Source organism: Variovorax sp. GW821-FHT09D05, assembly GCF_059416325.1.
Map to the genome: position 1 here is coordinate 295,986 of NZ_JBWKOZ010000010.1, position 14,957 is coordinate 310,942.

Here is a 14,957-nt window from a genome sequence, read left to right on the forward strand (position 1 = left end):
CCACGCGGAGCATCCAGACAGTGAACTATACGGATTTCGTCACGGCCAATGCCGATGCGTTCCTGCGCAGCCGGAGCATCGGCTTCGACATGCTCGCGACACTGGCGCGCGAGCAAGGCTTCGACGACGCGCAGGTGCTGCTCACGAGTTCGCCGGTGCACGGCATCGCCACCGCCACCAGCGACATCGACCTCATCTGCGTGACGCCGCAAGCCGTGAGCAAGGGCCAGATGGCCACGCAGATCCACCGCGACGGCCAGCACTGCGAGATCCTGCCGATCGGCACCGACGACCTGGACCGCGCCTTCGCCGATCTCGCGCTGCTGTCGCGGTGTGCCCTGCCGCAACGTCTGGCGGGCTACCAGCGCTGGGACAGCGGCCACGCCGTGCGCAAGAAATACCTGGAGCGCATCGTCTACGCCGTGGCCACCGATGGCAAGGCGTACCATCTCGCGCACCTGGGCGCATTGGTTCCGGTCGCAGCCGCGCAGGAGTACGACGCCTTCCACCAGAGCCGCGTCTGCGCCGCGCTGGCACAGCGCGCCGGCGAGCCCGACGCGGCACGCGGCTATCTGATCAACGCCTGCCTGTCTGCGATGGCGGCCGCGCTGTCGCTCGGCGGCTGGGTGCTGTCGAACAAGAAGTGGACCTTGCGGCGCTGGCGCGAAGCGGCGGGCCCGCACATGCGCGTGGTCGATGCATGGCTGCAGGAGCGGCTCACGGCGATGTGGTCGTCGGTTGGCGAACCTTCGTGCGCCGCCAGCGCGCGCGGAATCGCTGCGCTGGACGAGGTCGACCGACGGCTCGGCGTCCTGATGGGCGCACCGTCGCTGTCCAATGCCATGCCCCACACCGACGCCCCCTGCACGCAAGCCGCCCTCGACAAGCGCTCGGCCTTCCTGATCGGCAACGACGGCCGCGCCCGGCTCGCTGCGACGACCGAGGCACAGGCCGCACCGGCAGACCTCGCGAGCCTGGCCACCCTCTCCGCCGCGCATGCAGCCTCGCTGTTGCGCAGCGCACGCAGCGGCACGCTGAGCTTCTCGCTCATGGCCGCCAGTTCCTGCGCGGAAGAAAAGGAAGACGTCCATGCCCTCGCCGATTGAGCCGCAGTCTCCGGATGCACGCGACATCCGCTGGTTCCCGCGCATCAACGCGGGCTACCGGTTTGCCGCGGGCGACCATGTCACCTCGACCATCAGCGCCGCCTGGCTGCTCATGACGGAGTTGCGCGCCTACATCGAGGACCTGGCGGGCGCACGCGACATCCCGGATGCGGCGGCGCTGGTCAAGATCAAGATCGCCGAGTTGCTGCTGCAGGTGGATGCGGTGCTCGGCCGTGCCGCCGTGCCGCAGGAGATGCATCGGCTGCCGCTGCTCATGGCGTACGGGCTGAGCGACGTGGCGGCGATGGACGGGCCCACCGCCACCCGCCTCCTCGGCATCGACACGCCCACCGACGGCGCGGAAGTCGATCGGCTCACCGGCGTGCTCGAAGACCTGCTCGCGGCGTTTCCGAGCGACCTCGTCGATGCGCTGCAACCCGAGAACCAGGGCCATGTGCTGCGCTTTCTGCGCTCGGCCAACAAGGCCTGCGAGCGCGTGGGCTGCGATGCAGGTTTTCTCGCGCCCTTGATGACTTCGCTATGAGCAACGACATGCCCACCGGGCGCAAGAACGCCTTCGCGGACCGCTACGGCACCGTCTTCGGCCGCCAGCAGGGGCTGATGCTCAAGATGGCTGGCCTTGCGAGCTCCGAGAGCAGCGCGAGTGGCGCCTGGATCGAGGACAGCATGGGCGCGCGCTGGCTCGACTTCGGCTCGTTCGGCGTCCACCTGCTGGGCCATTGCCATCCGCAGGTGGTGCAAGCGCTGACGGCGCAGGCCGGGCGCATGGGGCTGTCGTCGAAGATCCTGGCCAACGAACCGATCGTGACCGCGGCCGAGCGCCTGCTCGCGCTGGGCGGCCAGCCGCTGGACAACATCATCTTCGTCAACACCGGTTCGGAGGCGACGGAGGCCGCGCTCAAGCTCGCGCGCATCGCCACCGGCCGCCGGCGCATCCTCGCGTTCCGCCACGCCTACCACGGGCGTTCCCCCGGTGCGCTGAGCGTGAGCCATGGCTACGAGCGGCACGGGGGCCTGCTGACCGACGGGCAGTCGAGCTTCGTCGACGTCGGCGACCTGCAGGCCGTCGAGGCCGCGCTGGCCAGCGGCGCGTATGCCGCAGCGATCATCGAGCCGGTCCAGGGCGAAGGCGGCATCCGTCCCGTGAGCCCGGCCTTCCTGCAGGCGCTGCGCGAACTGACGCGCGCGCACGGCGTGCGGCTCATCCTCGACGAGATCCAGACCGGGCTCGGCCGCACAGGCCAGTTGGTGTGCCCGGTCGTACCCGACATCCGCCTGCTTGGCAAGGTGCTCGGCGGCGGCATGTTTCCCGTGGCCGCGGCGCTATTTGACACCGCGCAGTTCGGCGCCGCCGCGCGCGATCCGGTGGTGCACGCGTCGTCCTTCGCGGGCAGCCCGATGGCCGGCGCTGTGGTCAACGCGGTGCTCGATGTGGTCACCGAAGCGTCTTTCACGACCCGCACCGCCACGCTCGGCACCCGCTGCCGCGAACTGCTCGCTGCGCGCGTCGGCCACCACCCGGCGGTGGCGGAGGTCCGTGGCGAGGGTTTCATGATCGGCGTCGAGTTCAAGGACATGAGCGACGCCGGCCAGATGATCATCGAGGCGGCCAAGCGCAAGCTGCTGATCGCCTTCTGCCTCACGGCACCGAACGTCGTGCGGGTGTATCCGCCGGCGGTCATCGACGAAGCCACGCTGATGGACGGCATCGAGCGCTTCTGCGCCAGCGTTGCCGCACTTCCCGCCCGCGACACCACGCCCTCGAAGGAGCCTCTCGCCAATGCCTGACGTCAATTCCTCGCTTGTCATGGGTCCGATGGACCGCGAACTGCTCTGGCGCACGCTGTGCGACTTCGAGCGCTATCCGGACTTCATGCAGGACGTGCTCGAGGTGCGCGTCGAACGCCGCACTGCCACCGAGATCGTGAGCCACTGGCGCGTGCTGCTCAACGGCAGCGAGCTCTCGTGGACCGAGCGCGACCTGCTCACCGACGACCACCGCATCGTGTTCGAGCAGACCGACGGCGACCTCGAGGTGTGGCGGGGGCAGTGGCGCGTGCTCATCGCGGGGGACGGCAGCCTCAGCGTGGAGCTCGACGTGAGCTTCGACCTGGGAATCCCGTCGCTGGCCGAGGTGCTGCACCCCATCGGCGAACGTGCCATCCGCGCCAACAGCCGCCAGATGCTGGAGGGCATCCGCACGCGCATGGCCGCCGCCGACGGCCTGCTGGTCGGCTCATGAAGGTGCTGCTGAGCGGCGCGAGCGGTACCGTCGGCATCCCGCTCGCCGCCGCCTTGCTTGCGCACGATGTCGACCTGCGCCTGATCTGCGTGCTGCGCTCTGCGAAGGCGCGTGCGGCGCTCGAGGAAAGCCTGCCGCCCGCCCTGCGCCGGCGTGTCGAGTTCATCCAGGCCGACCTGTCGGACGACGCCTCCATCGATGCCGCGATACGCGTGCTCGCTACGGACGACACACCTGCCGTTGGCGTACACCTGGCCGCCGACGTGTCGTGGGACAAGAGCTGCCAGGAGATGCAGCAGCTCAACGTGCAGGGCACACAGAACTTCGCCCGCCTGCTGCTCGCGGCGTCGACACAGCCGCACATGGTCTACGTTTCGACCGCCTACACGCAGACCCACGACTGGGACTACCGCAACGGCTACGAAGAGAGCAAGGCCATGGCCGAGCGCAAACTGCGCGAAGGCTTCGGCGCACGCCTGCCGATTTCGACCTTCAGCTGCAGCCTGGTGGTCGGCGACAGCCGCACCGGCGAGATCGCGCGCTTCAACGGGCTTTATCCGCTCATCAAGTTCCTTGCCACCTTCAACCCGCCCTTCCTCGTGGGCAACAAGGAGGGTCTGCTCGACATCGTTCCCGTGGACTGGGTGGTCGCCGAGCTGCACGCGATGGTGCTGCGGTGCGCGGCCGACGCCACGCCGTGCGAGTGCGTCGCCTCGGCCGGGTCGCACCGCGTGCGCTACGAAACCGCGGTGCGGCTCATCGAGGAACGCATCGCGCTTGCACGCCGCAGCCATGGGCTGCCCGAACTTGCGCCGGTGCCCATCCTGCGCGACCGGCAATGGGGTTTCCTCAAGCGCGCGCTGGCCGCGTGGCAGCCGCCGGGCATCTCGCGCTCGGACTTCCGCTATTTCGAACGGCTGCTGCGCGTCTACGGCATCTATGCAAGCAGCGACCGCGTGCGGCCGCCGCTGCACGTGCGCGAACCCTCGCCCGATCCGCTGGGCTTCCTGCCGGGCGTGGTCGATCACTGGATCGCATGCCACCCGCGCACGGTGCGCCCGCAGGCTGCCGCCACGCCTTGCGCACAGGAACAGGCCGCATGACGACGGCAGGCATGGGCACCACCCTCGGCGGACGGTCGATGCGCCTGCCCTTCGGGCCGGAAACGCTGCAGGCGCTCGCCACCCTGAAGCCATGGCGCTGCGCCGCACAGATCCTCACGCAGTGGCTGGTGTGCGTGCTGGCCATCGCGGTGGCGGAGCGCCTGAAGCAGTGGCCGGTGACCGTCGCGGCGATGCTGGTCATCGCCACGCGCCAGCACGCGATGCTGGTGCTGATGCACGACGCCGCCCATTGCCTGCTCGCGCGCAAGCGCTGGTTCAACGACACGGTCGGCAACCTGCTGCTCGCCTTTCCGCTGACGCTCAGCGTGGCGCGCTACCGCGCGCATCATTTCAGGCACCACCGCTATCTGAACGGCGAAGGCGACCCCGACCTCGCCGACTCGGTGATCCCCGCCACGCGCGGCCGCTTCCTTGCGCTGCTGCTGCGCGATGCCTCGGGGCTCACCACCATCGCGGCCCTGCGCTCGGCCAACAGCTTCGGCATGCTGGGCCTGTTCTCGAAAAAGGCCCCAGGCAGCCGTCTCGACCGCGGCCTGGCGGTGGCCTTCATCGCGGCGGTGGCGGCGCTGGTGGCCGGGTTCGGCGTGTGGCGCGAATTCATCCTGTACTGGCTGCTGCCCATCCTGCTGTTCATGCCCGCCATCCTGCGCGTGCGCGGCATTGCGGAGCACGGCGGGCGGCTCGGCAATCCGGTCGCCACCGCGGCGCGCAGCCTGCGGGTCGGATGGATCGAGCGCTTTCTCTGGGCACCCTGCCACATCAACCGCCACTGGGAGCACCACAGCTGTCCGGCCGTGCCCAGCTACAACCTGCCGCAACTGTCTCGCCTGCTGGCGGCGGGCGATGCGCAGTGCGCGGCCGCCAACCCGACGCAGGGTTACTTCATCGGCCCTCGCTCGCTGATCCGTGAACTCTATCCGGCCGCGCGGCCGGAACCGGCGCACGCCACCGCGCCGGAGAAAGGCATGCATGGTCCTCACGGGAAGTGAAATCCGCCGCATGCGCGAGGCCGGCTCGATCGTCATCGAGCCCTTCGACGAGCGCCAGATCGAGCAGAACTCGTACGGTTGCTGCCTGGGCGCGGAGATCCTCGAGTACAGCTCGGACCAGATCGATCCGCACCTGGGGCTGCAGGTGATCCGCCACACCATCCCCGAAGAGGGGCTGGTGCTGCACCCCAACCGCTTCTACCTCGGCCAGACGGCCGAGCGCATCGGCGGCGTGCACTTTGCCAGCGAGCTCTACGCCAATCTCTCCACGGCCCTGTGCGGCATGTTCATACAGACCAGCGCACCGCTGGGCCACACGGGCGCGGTGATCTGCTGGACCCTGGAGATCGTCGTCACTCAACCGCTGCGCGTCTATGCCGGCGCGCGCATCGGCAAGGTTTGCTTCTGGACCAACCTCGGCGGAGAACTGAAGTATCAGGGCCGCTACGTGGGTTCGGAAGGTGTTGTTCCCTCGCGAATCATCATGGACCAAAAATGATCCTTACCGGCACCGAAATCTCCCGACGCGTTCACAGCGGCGACATCACCATCGCGCCGTTTCTCTCGAAGAACGTCAATCCCAACAGCTACAACTTCAGGCTGGCCGCCGACATGAAGGTGTACCAGGAGGGCGTGATCGACATCAAGGAGGAGAAGCCCACCGACGACATCCACATCGGTCCCGAGGGCTTCGTGCTGGAGCCGATGCGGCTGTACCTCGCGACCACCATGGAGACCATGGGCAGCACGAAGTTCGTGCCGACCTACGCGGCGCGCTCGTCGATCGCGCGGCTGGGCATGTTCATCAACCTCTCGGCTTCGCTGGGCGACATCGGCTTCGTCGGCAAGTGGACCATCCAGCTGCTGGCCATCAACCGCATCAGGGTCTATGCCGGCATGGACATCGGGCAGATGATGTTCTGGGACGTGCAGGGCGACATCGACCTCTACGACGGCAAGTACCAGGGCGCGACCGAGGCCTATGCCTCGCGCATCTTCATGGACTACGAGAAGAAGGCCTCGCCGATGGCGATGCCCCCGCAGGCGCATCCGCTCGAGGTGGTCGATGCCCGCGCCGCCGAGCTCGATGGCGTATAGGAAGGAACGGCACGCCATGTCTTCCAAGTACCGGACGCTCGTCGCGCTGTCGCATGCGGTGCCCGTGCCCGCGCTCTTCGCGCTCGACGACGCACAGCTGGCCGCGCTCTGGGCCAACCACGGCGCCATGCGCGAGGAGGCGCAGGAGGTGTTCGCGAGCATCCGCCTGACCGCGGGCGCGTTCCTGGACCGCGACCTCGACCGGCTCGATGCCGTGGCCGTGCCGCAATGGACGGACGATGCGAACGCTCTCCTTGCGGCGCATCTCGCAGCGGCCGGCCTGTCGGCCGCGCACGCCCTGGCGGTGCGCTCTTCGGGCGGCATCGAGGACGGTGCCGCACACAGCTTTGCGGGCATCTTCGAATCCGTGCTGCATGTCGAGGGCATGGCGGCGCTGAAGGAGGCCCTCTTCGATGTATGGCGCTCCGCGTTCTCGCGCCGCGCGGCCGTGGAGCGACTGCGCTGCGGCCTGCTCGACGCACCGCTGGACATGACGGTGATCGTGCAGCGCATGGTCGCCGCGCGATGGGCCGGCGTGGCCTTCAGCCACAACCCCATCGACGGCCGGCCGGAGATGCTGATCGAGGCCGTGCAGGGCGTGGGCGATGCGCTGGTCTCGGGCGCCGCGGCCTCGCAGTCGGTGCGCTGGGGCGAGGCCGGCCTCGTTGGCGATGCGCCGTTGCGCGACGCGCAGGAGATGCTGGTCGAGCTGGCCGCCATCGTGCGCACGGTCGAGGGTCAGCTCGGCACCGCCGTTGACGTCGAATGGGCCTGCGACGGCGAGCGCGTATGGGTGCTTCAGGGGCGGCCGATCACCTCGCTGCATGCGGCGGACGACGCGGCTCACGCGCAGTGGACCGATCTCTATCTCGCGGCCGACGAAGACATCGCCGCCTTCAGGCCGCTGCCGGGTTTCGCGAACTACTTCCGCTCCAAGCGCCGGCCGCTGGCATTGCTGGCGCATGCGCACGGCGTGGCCTCGGGCACGGCGCTGCTGGTGCGCGGCAATGCAGGCGGCTTCGAGGATGCCTCGCGCATGCAGGCCCTCTGCGCGCGCTTCGGCGAGGACAGCGTGGTGCTCGACTTTTCCGACGGCCTGCGGCAGCAGGTTCTGCCCACCGGCGAACTGGCATCGCGCCTGCGGCAGGTGCTGGGCGCGCAGGCGTCGACCTTCGTGATCCGCGACTACGTGCGCGGCGACTGGGGGCTCATCACCCAGCCCACCGAGGACGGCGGCGTGCTCTGCGAATGTTCCACCGACGGCCTGCTGGCGATCAACCGTGGATCGGCGCAGACGCAGGCGTTCTTCATCGGCAGCGACCGGCAGGTGAGCGGCGCGCAATCCGCTGCGGCCGCGCCGTTCGGCGCGCGTGAGCGCGAACAACTGCACCGCGCCACCCATGCGGCGGTAGCGCGCTTCGGACCGGTCCAGCTCGAATGGGTGATCGGCGCGGGGCAACTGAGGCTGATCGACTTCTCGCCGATCAAGAGCCTGCACACGGCGCAGGGCGACGACGGCCACGAGGAAGATGGCCGACGGACCATTTCCCCCGGCTTTGCGCACGGCGCGGCGCTGGTGGTGCCTGCCGACAGGCATCTGGAAGACATCAGCATCGCCGCGACCGTGTCGATCAGCCACATGCCGAGCGCGGAGAGCCTGGGGCCGGCCATCGTTCGCTTGGCCGAGCGCGCGCGCGTCGGCGGCGGATCGATGATCGTCGTGGCGCCGCGCCCCTACGCCGCACTGGCGGCGCTCATTCCGTACGTCTCGGGCTTCGTGTTCGAGCAGGCCTCGATGCTGTGCCACCTCGCGATCCTGCTGCGGGAAAGCCAGGTACCCGCAGTGGCCTCGCGCGCGCTCTACGCGCGCGGCCTCGAAGGCGAGAGCCTGACGATCGAGGCCCGCGCGGCGAGCGCCAGCCGGGAGACGGCATGAGCGAATCCGTCTACTTCCTCGTGCATGCGAACGCCGCGCCGCGGCAGCTGGTGGCTGTCCTTGTGTGCAGCGGCACCGGTCTGCGCAAGGGCGCGAACAGCTTCTACGTGCGCGGCGGCGATCTGCGGCTGCAGGCCGTCTGGCTCGCCGATGGACGCTGCGACGCCGCACCGCCGGATTCGCCGGCCTTCGAGTACCGCAGCTTCAGCGCGACGCAGCGCGCGGCCAGCCGCGGCTTCTGCGCCTGGCTCTGTGCACGGTATCCGGCGCTCGGGGCCGCGCTCGAAGCCGGTGCCGGTCTCTCGCCACGCCTTGCGCCGGCCATCGTCGCCACCCGCGAGGGCGACTCGCTCGCCTTCCATCACTTCGTGCAGCAGGGCGAGCTCGGCAGCCTGTTCGTGCGCTACCGCGACGAGGCGATGCCCGATGCGCCGCTGGCCTGGCGCCACTTCGACAGCCTGCTCGCAAGTCATGCGCCCGTGCTCGCAGCGCTGCGCCCCGCGCTGGGCGACGAGTGCTGGTACACCAAGTGGCGGCCCGACCTGGAGATGGAGCGCAAGTTCACGTTCATGGGCATTCCCGACACCTGGCGGCTGCTGATGGCGTTCCACGACGCCATCGCCGATGGCGCCCTGCCCGACTTCGTGCCCGAGATCGACCGCGAGATCCAGGTCTGGGACTACGAGCAGCACATCTTCGAGGTGCTGGGCGCCAATGCCGAAAGCGGCTACGTCGCCTACATCCCGCAAGCGGACGGCCGCATGACCGTCAAGCGCAAGTGGTTCATCGAGAACAGCGAGGTGCGCCGCGAATCGCTGTGGGGCAACCTGGCGCTCGGCATGGACGACATCGAGGCGCATGTGCGCACGCTGACGCCCGAGGCCACGCGGAGGCTGCCCTCGTACCGGCGCAAGCGCTTCGATGCGCAGTTCGAATCGCTGGCCACCGGCAACATCTTCGGCATCTACATGGACGTGTGCCGCACGCTCGACGATGCGCATTCGTTCTCGCAATGCGAGGTCGAGTACTGCCGCACGCGCAGCTTCGGCGAGCTGCACGGGCTGCAGCAGGACTTCGATGCGATCTCGGGTTTCGTGGGTGCGTCGCTCGCGCGCTGGGGACAGGCGCACCAGCAGGACCTGTACTCCAAGCTCGACTTCGTGCGCGAGATCGCGGACGCCGGCCAGGCGCAGGCAGAGCCCGAGCGGAGGGCCGCATGAGCGATGCGACCTCGATGATCGTGTTCGGCAACTGGCGCCTGCGCCATGCCGAGCCCTCACCCGAAGCGGCACGGCGGCTGCGCGTCCAGCGCGTGGCCACCCGTTCCGGCACGCGTGCGGCGCAGGCGGACTGCCGCGGTGCGCACGCGCTCGTCGCCCATTGCGTGGACGCGACATGGCAGCCCGCCCCTCACGCGGCCGCCGCCATGCCGAGCCACAACATCGACCCCGACTGGGTGCCGCTGGCCCATGTGGACATCGACGATGGGCTGGTGCACATCAGGCACCTGGTCGACCGCACCGACCGCCACGTGGCGCATTTCATCGCGCCACCGGTGCCGGTGTCGCCTTTCGCGCCGCCGCAACTGTACGAGCAGCTGTGGCAGGCCTTCCAGGCCAACCACCTGCAGACCAGCAACTACGAGTGCTACTACGCCGTGCACGCCGCCCCGGAGGACCTGCACGTGGCCATCGATGCGACGGCACCGCTGGACGTGCTGGCGCTCGGCGATGCCTGGCTCGACGCGCTCGACGCCGACACTGCCTCGCACTTCGTCGCGCAGATCGGCGACGAGCTGCAGCACGGCAGCCACGACAACGTCCTGTGCCGCGTGCTGCCGCATCTCGAGGGCCGGTGCGGATGGGCCAATGCGGCGCTCTTCAGCCGCAAGCGCCGCGCCACGGTGCTCGAGCCGCTGGCCGAATTCAGCGCAGTGCTGCGGCCGGACGGCGGCGCGCCATGGACAGAACAGCGCCACCCCGACCAGCCCTATGGCGCGGCCGTCGAGGTCGACCTCGCGCAGCACTTCGACCTGCCGCTGCAGCCGGCCGTGCGCTGGCGCCACACGCGGGCAAGCTCGGGCTGCGAGTCCCTCGAGACGGGCAACCTCTTCAGCGTGGGCTTTTCCTGTGCGCAGGCCGCCACGCCCGTTTTCCATTGCGCCGTCAGCTATCTGCGCACGCGCGGTGACGGCAGCGCCGCGCTCGTCGCGCAGCAGCAGGCCGCGCTGCGCGACAAGGTCCTGCAGTTTCTCCGGCGGCAAGGTCTCGATGCCTGGCCCGACGCCGGAGGCATCGCCCATTTGTACGAACGCATTGCCGAAGGGAGCCCTCGCCCATGACGGACAGCCTGTTGACCAACACTGTGTTCAGCCTGCGCTTGCGAGCGGGCGCAGCGTCGAGACCGCTCGCGATGCGCCTGCGGACCTTTCTTTCGCCCTACCTCTGGGCCGGCACCGATGACGGCGCGCCGGACCTCGCGGTCGACCTGCACGCCGCCGACGACTTCCTGCCCGCGTGGTGCGCGCGCTGCACCGCACCGATGACGATCCGCGAAACCTACGCCATCGGCTTCACGCTCAAGGTGGTGCGCGGCATGTTGGAAGACGGCACGCAGCTCGCATGGGACGCGGACACGCGCGTGGGCTACCGCTACAGCACCGCGCGGCGCGAGGTCGCGTTCTATGGCGACGAGGCGACGGCGTTCATCCACCTCATCGAACTCGTGCGCTACTTCGGCCTGCTGGTCGAGCAGTCCAAAGGCACGGCCATCCTGCACAGCTCGGCGGTGCTCGACGAGAAGACTGGCGGCGTGATCGCCATCGCGGGCGTCAAGGGCGCGGGCAAGACCACGACCATGCTCGACCTCGTGCTCGGGCAGGGACACCGCTATTTCTCTGGCGACAAGCTGCTGCTGGACGTGGTGGACGGCCGGCTGCGCGCGCGCGGCTGGCCCGACTACCCGCACATCGGCCTGGGCTCGCTGCGGCAGCACCCGGCATTGGTCCAGCGGCTCGGCAACCAGGCCGACGCGGCGCGTGACCCGGCGCGCGCCGACTTCGACAAGATCCTGCTCACGCCCGAGGCCTTCGCCAGCGCGGTCGGCCGCAGCCCCATGGGCAGCGGCTGGCTCGAGCGCATCGTGCTGCCCGAGGTCGCGGTGGACGAGGTGCTGCGCACCCGGCAGTTGCGTGGTGAGGAGATCGACGATGTGCTGCGCGACCCGCGCATCTTCGAGTGGCCGCACACCTTCATCACCTCGACCTGGCACGGCATGCCGCCGGCCGACCGCGCGATGGAGCGGCGCGTGGCCGCGCCCGTCGCCGCCGCGCTGGGCACGCTGCCCTGGATCAGCACGCCGGGCCGCGCGGCGCTGGCCGCGGCCTGAACGCACGAGGGGGAGCACAGCACATGCCGAACCACACTTCCACGCAAACGGCCGCACCGCGCCCGGCCCTCTGCCTGTGCCTCGTGGCACCCAGCGGCTCCGGAAAGAGCACGACCGCGCAGTTGATCCGCGACTGGCTGCTCGCGCGCGGGCATACGGTCGAAGTCGTGAAGCTGGCCGAGCCGCTGTACCGCATCCAGGCGATGTTCTATGCCGAGGCCGGCATCGCACTCACACCGGAGACGCAGGACCAGAAGCTGCTGGAAAGCGTGGCCGCGCACCTGCGCACCATCCATGCGCGGGCGCTGGCGGACGGCTTCCTGCGACGCCTGGCGGTTTCGCGCGCCGACGTGGTGATCAACGACGACCTGCGCGACGACCGCATCGACTGGCCCGCGCTGCGCGAGGCCGGCTTCCGGGTGGTCAAGGTGGCCGCCCGCGCCGAGGTGCGCGCGCAGCGACTGGCCAAACGGAACGATCTCAGCGTGGTGAAGGACAGTCCGCTTGATCAGCAGATGGCGCGCATCGAAGCTGACTACGTGCTCACCAACAACGGCAGCCTCAGGGCATTGGAGGCTCAGGTAGCCGGCCTTTGCCGGCTGCTCGTGGGCGAGCGCGCCGAGGCTATGGCATGACGCCCGCGAAGGGCCTGTTCTGGCTGCTGGTCGATGGCCTGTCGCACACGCTGTGGCAGCAGCTCGCACCGATGCTGCCGCTGCGCGTGGATTGCGCTCTGCCGCTGGAGCCGCTGTCGCCCAACTGCCAGACGCCGCCTTCGCTGTTCAGCATCTGGAGCGGGCTCGACGCCAGCGCGCACGGCCTCACGGGCTACGAGATTCCCGACGCCGAAGCAGGCGACCCGCTGGCCGTCGCCGATGCCTTCGGCCGCTGGCCGCGCACCACGCCGATGGTGTGGGATCGCTGGGCTGTCGCGGGCGGGCGCGTCCGCACCAGCGCCGTGCCCTTCGTGCAGCCGTCGCGACTGGCAGGTGCGCTGCTGTCGCACACCGAGGTCTATGCGCGTCCCGTGAGCCCACCCGCGGTGCTGGCGCCGGGCGATGCGCTGTCGGTGCCGGCGCTTCAGCTGCATTGCACCTTGACGGTGTCGCCCGACAACAGCGCGATGGTGCTTCACGATGTGCCGACCGGCGGCGATCTGCGCGTGCCTTTCGGCAGCACCTGCCATGTCGCGCTGTCGCCGGCGTTGCCGACGGCGCTGGCCGGCGACACCAACCGCGCGGTCGCGGTTCACGCCACCCGCGTGGAGGGGCAGCCGCGGCTGTGCTTCCTGGGCTTCCAGCCGGTGTTCGTGCATGGCCGCGACGCCGCGCTGCGCCGGCTGGCGTTGCGTCATCGCGCCTGCAGCGTGGGCAACCCGGCCAGACTGCATGCGAGCGGGGCGCTGGGGCGGCATGTCGACCAGGGCGGCGACGGCTCGGCCGAGCTGCTGCTGCTCGACCTGCTCGACGTGATGCACCGCAGTTTTCTCGACGACATCCTGTGGAGCCTGCGCGCGGGCGGTGCGGAGCTGACGGTGGGCTACTACCCGGTGATCGACCTGGTGTCGCACCAACTGCTGCGCCATCTCGGAGACGACTCGACCGCGCCGCCACATGCAGTGGCCGGCGCGATCCGCGCCCGGCTGGCGCACTGGCTCTTCGAACTGTTCGACGGCTGCCAGGCGCTGCTCGCACCGGGTTGCCGTTTCATCGCGCATTCCGACCACGGCATGCAGCCGCTGAGCCACGACCTCGCGCCCAACAGCTGTTTCGCGGCGCGGGGCTGGCTCGCGGCGACCGGCACCGGGCAGATCGACACGGAGCGCTCATTCGCGTTCTATCACCCGGCCGAGAACGGCTGGCTGGCCCTGAATCCTGCGCGCATGGCGGCAGCCGGCGTGACGACACAGGCCATCGTCGATGCGCTGGGCGAGGCCCTTCCGACCGAACTCCTCGGCGCCTTCCGGCTGATCGAGGGACCTGTGGTCGATCTGGGCGGTGGATGGACGAGCCCCTGGTATCTGCAGCCGCCGACCGCTGCCCGCCTGCTCAAGTCGCCCCATCTGCCGTTTGCCGTGGAAAGCCGCAAAGGCGGCGACCACACCTGCTGGTCCGACGCGCCCTGGCTCAAGGGCGTCTTCCTGGAGCCGACGCTGCAGCCCGGCGTGCCGGCGTGGCAGACGCCGCTGACGCTGATGCAACTGGCACCGGCCCTCATGGCCGAGTTGGGCCGGCCCGCGCATGCCGCACCCTCGCGCGAGGCGCAGGCATGGCACTGAAGGCGCTGCTGATCGATATCGATGGCACCCTGGTCTTTCGGAACGAAGCCATCGCTGGCGCGAACTGGGCGCTGCAGGAGGCGGCGCAGGCAGGTCTCGCGGTGCGGCTGCTGACCAACATCAGCGCGAAGCTGCCGCATCACATCGCCGCCGGACTGCAGGCGTGCGGCATCGACGTGGCCGAAGACAACATCCAGACCGCAGCCATGGCCTGCAGCGCCTACATCCGCAGGCAGCCCGATGCGTCCTGCCACCTGTTGGTGCCCGATGCCATGGACAGCCTCTTCGAGAACATCCGGCGCGACGACGCCAGGCCCGACTTCGTCGTGATCGGCGATGTGGCGGAGCGCTTCGACTACGACCTGCTCAACGGGGTCTTCCGCATGCTGCGCGACGGCGCACAGCTGGTGGTGCCGCATCGCAATCTCTACTGGTTCGACGGTGCCGGGCCGCCCCGGCTGGATGCCGGCGCTTTCATCCTCGGGCTGGAGGCCGCGGCGGGGCAGACGGCCGTCGTCACCGGCAAGCCCTCCGCGGTGTTCTTCCAGGCCGCGCTCGATGCGCTGGGTGTCTGCGCCAGCGAAGCGCTGGTGGTGGGCGACGACCTGCTCACCGACATCGCAGGCGCCAGGGCCTCGGGCCTTGCGAGCGTGCTGGTGCACACCGGCAAGGGCCAGACGCCGCGCACACCGGGCACGGCAGCCCCCGACGCGCAGTTGCAGAGCATTGCGGGCCTGATGCCCTACCTGCACGGCGCTGGCCTTCTTGCGCGCTGA

At 69.6% G+C, this 14,957-nt stretch carries 15 protein-coding genes; all 15 read left to right on the forward strand.

All coding sequences use genetic code 11. The features are described from left to right. The first annotated feature begins 20 nt into the window (after positions 1 to 20). Genes AC07O3_RS26810 through AC07O3_RS26880 form a run of 15 tightly spaced genes read left to right on the forward strand, consistent with a single transcriptional unit; the run spans position 21 to position 14,957 of the window. Positions 21 to 1,106: a DUF6001 family protein gene (locus AC07O3_RS26810; protein ID WP_093178874.1), complete on the forward strand. Its 1,086-nt coding sequence runs from the start codon at positions 21 to 23 to the stop codon at positions 1,104 to 1,106. Next, entirely contained in the window at positions 1,090 to 1,650 is a 561-nt protein-coding gene (locus tag AC07O3_RS26815) for a DUF6031 family protein (protein WP_495340723.1), read from the forward strand. Before AC07O3_RS26810 ends, AC07O3_RS26815 begins: the two co-directional genes overlap by 17 nt. Then, positions 1,647 to 2,915 carry an aspartate aminotransferase family protein gene (locus AC07O3_RS26820; RefSeq protein ID WP_495340724.1) on the forward strand — a complete coding sequence of 423 codons (1,269 nt, stop codon included), beginning with the start codon at positions 1,647 to 1,649 and terminating at the stop codon, positions 2,913 to 2,915. The genes AC07O3_RS26815 and AC07O3_RS26820 overlap by 4 nt, the downstream gene beginning before the upstream one ends. Further along, positions 2,908 to 3,369, forward strand: coding sequence for an aromatase/cyclase (locus tag AC07O3_RS26825; protein WP_093178879.1), 462 nt, complete (start codon positions 2,908 to 2,910; stop codon positions 3,367 to 3,369). Before AC07O3_RS26820 ends, AC07O3_RS26825 begins: the two co-directional genes overlap by 8 nt. After that, the gene (locus AC07O3_RS26830) at positions 3,366 to 4,472 is read left to right on the forward strand and encodes an SDR family oxidoreductase (RefSeq protein ID WP_093178881.1); all 1,107 of its coding nucleotides are present in this window, start codon (positions 3,366 to 3,368) and stop codon (positions 4,470 to 4,472) included. Before AC07O3_RS26825 ends, AC07O3_RS26830 begins: the two co-directional genes overlap by 4 nt. Next, complete coding sequence (locus AC07O3_RS26835; protein ID WP_495340725.1) at positions 4,469 to 5,482, forward strand: fatty acid desaturase family protein; 1,014 nt, start codon at positions 4,469 to 4,471, stop codon at positions 5,480 to 5,482. Before AC07O3_RS26830 ends, AC07O3_RS26835 begins: the two co-directional genes overlap by 4 nt. Beyond that, positions 5,463 to 5,981, forward strand: coding sequence for a dCTP deaminase (locus AC07O3_RS26840; RefSeq protein WP_093178884.1), 519 nt, complete (start codon positions 5,463 to 5,465; stop codon positions 5,979 to 5,981). Before AC07O3_RS26835 ends, AC07O3_RS26840 begins: the two co-directional genes overlap by 20 nt. Next, positions 5,978 to 6,580: a dCTP deaminase gene (locus AC07O3_RS26845; protein WP_093178886.1), complete on the forward strand. Its 603-nt coding sequence runs from the start codon at positions 5,978 to 5,980 to the stop codon at positions 6,578 to 6,580. Before AC07O3_RS26840 ends, AC07O3_RS26845 begins: the two co-directional genes overlap by 4 nt. A 16-nt stretch (positions 6,581 to 6,596) precedes the next feature. Next, entirely contained in the window at positions 6,597 to 8,516 is a 1,920-nt protein-coding gene (locus tag AC07O3_RS26850) for a PEP/pyruvate-binding domain-containing protein (RefSeq protein WP_495340726.1), read from the forward strand. Beyond that, on the forward strand, positions 8,513 to 9,736 hold the full coding sequence (locus AC07O3_RS26855; RefSeq protein WP_093178889.1) for a hypothetical protein: 1,224 nt from the start codon (positions 8,513 to 8,515) through the stop codon (positions 9,734 to 9,736). The genes AC07O3_RS26850 and AC07O3_RS26855 overlap by 4 nt, the downstream gene beginning before the upstream one ends. After that, positions 9,733 to 10,857: a hypothetical protein gene (locus AC07O3_RS26860; protein WP_093178890.1), complete on the forward strand. Its 1,125-nt coding sequence runs from the start codon at positions 9,733 to 9,735 to the stop codon at positions 10,855 to 10,857. Before AC07O3_RS26855 ends, AC07O3_RS26860 begins: the two co-directional genes overlap by 4 nt. Beyond that, a complete protein-coding gene (locus AC07O3_RS26865; protein WP_093178892.1) occupies positions 10,854 to 11,903 on the forward strand; it encodes a phosphoenolpyruvate carboxykinase (ATP) in 1,050 nt (349 codons plus the stop codon). The genes AC07O3_RS26860 and AC07O3_RS26865 overlap by 4 nt, the downstream gene beginning before the upstream one ends. A gap of 23 nt (positions 11,904 to 11,926) precedes the next feature. Beyond that, positions 11,927 to 12,538 carry a dephospho-CoA kinase gene (locus tag AC07O3_RS26870; RefSeq protein WP_093178893.1) on the forward strand — a complete coding sequence of 204 codons (612 nt, stop codon included), beginning with the start codon at positions 11,927 to 11,929 and terminating at the stop codon, positions 12,536 to 12,538. Then, positions 12,535 to 14,181: a hypothetical protein gene (locus AC07O3_RS26875; RefSeq protein ID WP_093178895.1), complete on the forward strand. Its 1,647-nt coding sequence runs from the start codon at positions 12,535 to 12,537 to the stop codon at positions 14,179 to 14,181. Before AC07O3_RS26870 ends, AC07O3_RS26875 begins: the two co-directional genes overlap by 4 nt. After that, entirely contained in the window at positions 14,172 to 14,957 is a 786-nt protein-coding gene (locus tag AC07O3_RS26880; protein WP_093178896.1) for an HAD-IIA family hydrolase, read from the forward strand. The genes AC07O3_RS26875 and AC07O3_RS26880 overlap by 10 nt, the downstream gene beginning before the upstream one ends.